We start from the raw sequence: 5,092 nt of genomic DNA, 5'->3' as shown, positions 1-5,092 counted from the left end.
TATGACATCAGTTGACAGATTGGGTATGCAGGTCAGAATAAAATCAGGCGGCGAGTTCTTCAGCAGGCGGATAGGTTTTTTAACACAAGCAACTACACCCGATGAATGCAGGAAAGTAATAGTTCAGATGGTCAATCAAGCACGCGGCTGATTCAAGGCACGTTCATGAACAATAAGCAAGCTACAGTAATAGGATGCGGAGTTATTGGACTTACCTCAGGAATAAAATTATTAGAAAAGGGCTATGAAGTTGAAATAGTGACTCTAGATATTCCTCCGGATACGACTTCCAATATTGCTACCGCATATTGGTACCCATTTCGTGTAAATCCTCCAGAAAAAGTTCTGCCTTGGGCAATCGTTACATACGATACCTACTTAGAGCTTTGCAAGGTTCCTGATATAGGGGTTGGTTTTTTTGATTTCATTCAGATTTTTGATCATAAAGTAAAAGATCCCTACTGGAAAGTAGCGGTCAAAGATTTTAGAAGAGCGGGGCCGGATGAACTACTGCCCGGATACATAGATGGTTTTGTAGCTCCAATTGCGAGGATTGATACACCTATTTATATGGAGTATTTAGTAAATAGATTTAAAGAATCAGGCGGGGAAATAATAAAACTTGACCGCAAACTAGATAATATAGAAGAGATTACTGAAGACAGGCATTTAGTCATAAACTGCACAGGTTTAGGAGCCGGGAAGTTGTTGGATGACAAAGAAGTATTTCCTATTAGAGGACAGCTTGTAAAGACCACCAATCCGGGACTAAAAAACTGTTTAAACGAGGAGGAAGGTGCTTTGGCAGTCTCATATGTTGTGCCTCATCCCACATATTGCATACTTGGCGGGAGCGCCGATGATAACAACTGGGACTTGAATATAGATCCTGAGCTTTCTAAGGAGATACTTAGGAAATGTGAGGTGCTTGAACCTCGTCTCAAAGATGCCGAGGTACTAGGATACAGGGTAGGGCTTAGGCCTGGAAGAAGCGAGGTAAGACTCGAAGTTGAGAATATCTCCTCTTCGTGCAGTGTTATACATAACTACGGACACGGCGGCGCTGGCTTTACGCTTTCATGGGGCTGTGCTGAGGAAGTGGTTAATCTGGCAGAGCAACTTATTGGATAGGGTGTTATGAAACTGTATAGTTTAGTTATTGCATTTTTAACGATTTTTTTCTTTCTCATTCATGATGATGTAATTTCCTGTGAGCCGGAAAAGTATCCACCAGCGCCTGAAATCTTGTGGCCGCCTGATCAGGCAACATCTATTCCTATAGACTCTGCAATAATAGTTAAGGATTTTAAGTCAATATCTAACCCTCCTCCAAAACTGGAGATTGAGCTTAGGGATAACAGCGGAAATGAAGTTAAATATAAAGTAAAAAACTTTCAATCAAGAAGATCGGTTTATAACTATGAGGGGAGATTTATGTTGCTAAAGCCTGTCAATGATCTAAATCCAATGCAGGAATATTCACTCAGTGTAAGAGCAAGCCAAGGTTTTGCCCAGCCGATCAATATGGAAATAAAGTTTGTAACTGGAGACAAAAATACTCTAGCAACTGCTCCTGAAAAGCTAGAGTTCTCTTACTATATAAGTCAGCCTGGCTATTATCTAAGCAATTGCCAGACCTCAACATGGGATAAAGCAACTTCGCTATTTTTTATGAACTCAAAGGTCGAAGGTTATCCGCTATTGCTGGTTCTGGACTCAAATTTACTTAAAGATGTATCGTTTTTTCATTCATCAATGAAGAAAAGAGACCTCGCACTTTTATTTCTGCCCAACGAAAAAGGGGTTGAACAATGTTTTGAACTAGATGCATATGCGATAAACGGTGAGAAAGTTTTCAATGACAAGTACTGCAAGCCAAAAGCTTGTACAAATGGGAGACATCTGTCCAAAGAAGAGGCTCAGGACAAATATGATAAGTTAGGAGCCTTTGGGTTTTCGCTGATTGAGTTTCCTGCGCCTAAAAATGCCTTACCAGAATTCTGCGCTCCATATCCGCCTTTATGTAGAGCATACTGGTCAGAAATTCCCTCTGATAGCTGTACCAAGATTAATTGAGCTTAAAGTAGTTAATAATTGCCATTGGTACAAGATTTAGCGTCCAGTGAGCCGGAATAGCATGCCAAATGGAATGTGTTCTAAATGTGATGTAGGAAACCAATATCCCGCCAGGAAGCGATAGTGCCACCTCTATGTGATTAGCTCTGCCTAGATGTATTAGATAAAAAACAAATCCAGATACCGTAATCGCAAATAGCGAGGTCCAATTCAACCCAAACCATGCCAAGGCGCGGCTATCTGAATCAATCGTCATGGGTTGACCAATTCCAAGCCATCTTAGAATTCTCTGGCCTCTTGTACCTTCAACCGGGGCCATATAAGCAGGACTGGGCAGTCTTCTGTTGGGAAGCATGAGCGCCACAAGTATTCCAAGAATCAAAAAGTGCTCCGGTATTTTGTTGAACAATGAAAGTACATACATAGTTGTTAATCTATGAGGGTAGGGGGATTCGAGCTGAATCCATAGTCCAAAAGGGATCGATACAAGTATTGCAATACTTGTCAGTCTGATTCCCAGTTTGTTCAGCATGCCGATACCAAAGTCTGTGAGTTTCCTTTTGCTAAGCAGAATTACAATTATCGGAATTAACATTGATGAGATAAAGCATAGTATGTACCAAAGAATCTCAAGCCTTGTGTAAACAGGCAGATCCAAAAAGAAATTGTTGATCCACCACGGGCCAATAAGCGGCTCATAAATAAATGTCCAGCTGTTATATGGTTCTGGCAGCAGCTTTGCTAGACGAGCCCAGAAAATTAATATATAAACACTAAGGGAAATCAGTATCGCTACGGAAATAGCCCAACTTTTCTTAGAGCGGTTTTTAGTAATGTCTATCTCTGTGTTATTGCTCTGACTATTATTCATGGTTGTAGTTCTGATTAGAGAAAGTACACTAAAACTAAGAATTTATAATGAGTCTATTATAACAACAAATACAATTATGAAAATAATAGGACTAATAATCTGGATAGTAATATGTTTTTTGCCGGCAATTGTGGGTTCTCAATTCGGCCCTGGGGAGTGGTATCAGACCCTAGGCAAGCCTGAATGGAATCCTCCTAACTGGATATTTGGCCCGGTATGGACTGTGCTATATTTTTTGATGGGAGTATCCGTTTGGCTGGTGTGGAAAGATTATGGATTTAAACTTGCAGGTATTCCAATAGCCTACTTTATTGCCCAACTTGTATTAAACGCTCTATGGTCATGGTTTTTCTTTGGGATGCAAAATATAGGTTTAGCTCTTCTAGACATTATATTATTATGGCTGCTAATACTTATCACACTGATTATGTTTTGGAAACTAAACAGATTAGCAGGAGCGCTTTTATTACCTTATTTAGCATGGGTTACATTTGCTACATTTCTAAACTACTATATTTGGCATTTGAATAAATAACATTAATCTAATAAGCCAATATGAAATTTGGAATAACACTTCCCATACGTTTATCACTTGAAGCAAGAGATAATATTGAAATAGCAAAAGCTGCAGAGGATCTTGGTATAGATTCTATCTGGGTGAGTGATCATGTTGTGATGCCCGAGCGTCATTTGGGCTCATTTAGCGAGATGTTCTACGATCCATTTGTTCTTCTTTCCTATATTGCTGCAGAAACTTCCAAAATAACTCTCGGTACGAGTGTCATTATACTTCCTTACAGAAATCCTGTAGTAGTTGCAAAGATGATTGCAACATTGGATGTTCTAAGTACAGGTCGTGTCATTTTTGGAATTGGGCCGGGATGGATGAAAGAGGAGTACGCGGCCCTTAGCGTGCCTTATGAGAAAAGAGGATCAAGAACTAATGAATACCTAGAAGCGATTAAGGAGCTATGGACAAGTGATGATCCAAGCTATGATGGTGAGTTTTGCAGCTTCTCAAATATAAAATTTTATCCTAAGCCACATACCAAACCCCATCCTCCAATTTTTATCGCAGGCTCAAGTGAATATGCCATAAAAAGAGCAGCAGAATATGGAGACGGGTGGCAGCCCACATGGGTCAGTCCCGATGATGTAAAAGACGGTATTTCAAAACTGGAGCAGCTTTCCTATCAGAAAGGAAAGGATCTATCCAACTTCACATTTTCTGTTAGAAACCGCCTAGAAATATTGGATCGAGGATTTATTCAAAACGATGATCCTGAAGGAAATGATCCGCCTTATCTAATCAAGGGAAGTGTAGATGAGATTATTGCTATCATAAAGCAATATGAGGAGATCGGGGTATCACATATGGTTTTGGATCCGGCATGTGAGAGCCTTGATGAGATATTTAAATCAATTGAGATAGTTACTAAAGAAATAGTTCCTGAAATAAATGGCTAAAATCAGTCAATCTTCTCCATAAACTGAACACCCTTTGCCATAGGCTTACTAGGATTTTCCATCTCGTGCTGCATTACGATATCAATGATTCCGACCCAATAGCGCCACCAATAGGAATTTTCTTTATAATTTGTTTTTTGTCCATCAGCCCAAGCGAGCACTTGGTGAATATCGCCGTGATATAAGTTTAATTTCTCTGCAGCTTCTTTAAGCTCTTCTTGGTCTATAGGTATTCTGTCAAGCTCAGTGTCAATTAGCACTTTTATTTCATCAACATGCTTAGACATTTGATCTGATAGCTCTTTTATCTTATCTCCCGGAGGAACTATATCACCCTCTAAGTTTTCTCCCTCTTTATTCATAAGGTCTACAAAATCTAAAAGGTTATCTAAATTGCGCCTTGCCTTGGCGGCATGTTTTGAAAGCTCTGTTAATTCTTTTGCATCAAGACCCATAACTGTCTCCTTACTCTTGGTTTCAATATTGTAAGACTATCATTTTAATTATATAAAGCATAGCATCATGAAATCAAATCTCTTAGGAGCTCATCATTTAGAGCCTGGTCCCTATATGATCCCTCTAGTTCAATAGCTCTTATCAAGTCTGACTTTGCATTTTCTAATTCTTCTAATTCAGCATTCAAACCTGCTCGGTTGTAATACGCCTCTGCATAATTAG

At 39.5% G+C, this 5,092-nt stretch carries 6 protein-coding genes; 4 read left to right on the top strand and 2 right to left on the bottom strand.

The window, feature by feature from the left end; genetic code table 11:
• Positions 1 to 165: 165 nt before the first annotated feature.
• Both AAF462_09965 and AAF462_09960 read left to right on the top strand, forming a co-directional pair.
• Positions 166 to 1,131, top strand: coding sequence for an FAD-dependent oxidoreductase (locus tag AAF462_09965; protein ID MEM7009446.1), 966 nt, complete (start codon positions 166 to 168; stop codon positions 1,129 to 1,131).
• Between the two features lie 6 nt (positions 1,132 to 1,137).
• Complete coding sequence (locus tag AAF462_09960; protein ID MEM7009445.1) at positions 1,138 to 2,076, top strand: hypothetical protein; 939 nt, start codon at positions 1,138 to 1,140, stop codon at positions 2,074 to 2,076.
• Here AAF462_09960 and AAF462_09955 read toward each other — a convergent pair.
• Positions 2,069 to 2,947, bottom strand: coding sequence for a CPBP family glutamic-type intramembrane protease (locus AAF462_09955; protein ID MEM7009444.1), 879 nt, complete (start codon positions 2,945 to 2,947; stop codon positions 2,069 to 2,071). The genes AAF462_09960 and AAF462_09955 overlap by 8 nt on opposite strands.
• On the opposite strand from AAF462_09955, the gene AAF462_09950 reads away from it, so the two are divergent.
• On the top strand, positions 2,946 to 3,482 hold the full coding sequence (locus tag AAF462_09950; GenBank protein MEM7009443.1) for a TspO/MBR family protein: 537 nt from the start codon (positions 2,946 to 2,948) through the stop codon (positions 3,480 to 3,482). The genes AAF462_09955 and AAF462_09950 overlap by 2 nt on opposite strands.
• A gap of 20 nt (positions 3,483 to 3,502) precedes the next feature.
• Positions 3,503 to 4,414, top strand: a complete 912-nt coding sequence (locus tag AAF462_09945) for an LLM class F420-dependent oxidoreductase (protein ID MEM7009442.1) — start codon at positions 3,503 to 3,505, stop codon at positions 4,412 to 4,414.
• A gap of 2 nt (positions 4,415 to 4,416) precedes the next feature.
• On the opposite strand, the gene AAF462_09940 is transcribed toward AAF462_09945, so the two are convergent.
• Positions 4,417 to 4,869, bottom strand: coding sequence for a hypothetical protein (locus AAF462_09940; protein ID MEM7009441.1), 453 nt, complete (start codon positions 4,867 to 4,869; stop codon positions 4,417 to 4,419).
• Positions 4,870 to 5,092 lie beyond the last annotated feature (223 nt).

The organism is Thermodesulfobacteriota bacterium, assembly GCA_039028315.1.
Classification (GTDB): domain Bacteria; phylum Desulfobacterota_D; class UBA1144; order Nemesobacterales; family UBA2774; genus CR02bin9.
The sequence above is the reverse complement of the archived record's forward strand: the minus strand, read 5'-3'. Positions and strand labels throughout refer to the sequence as shown.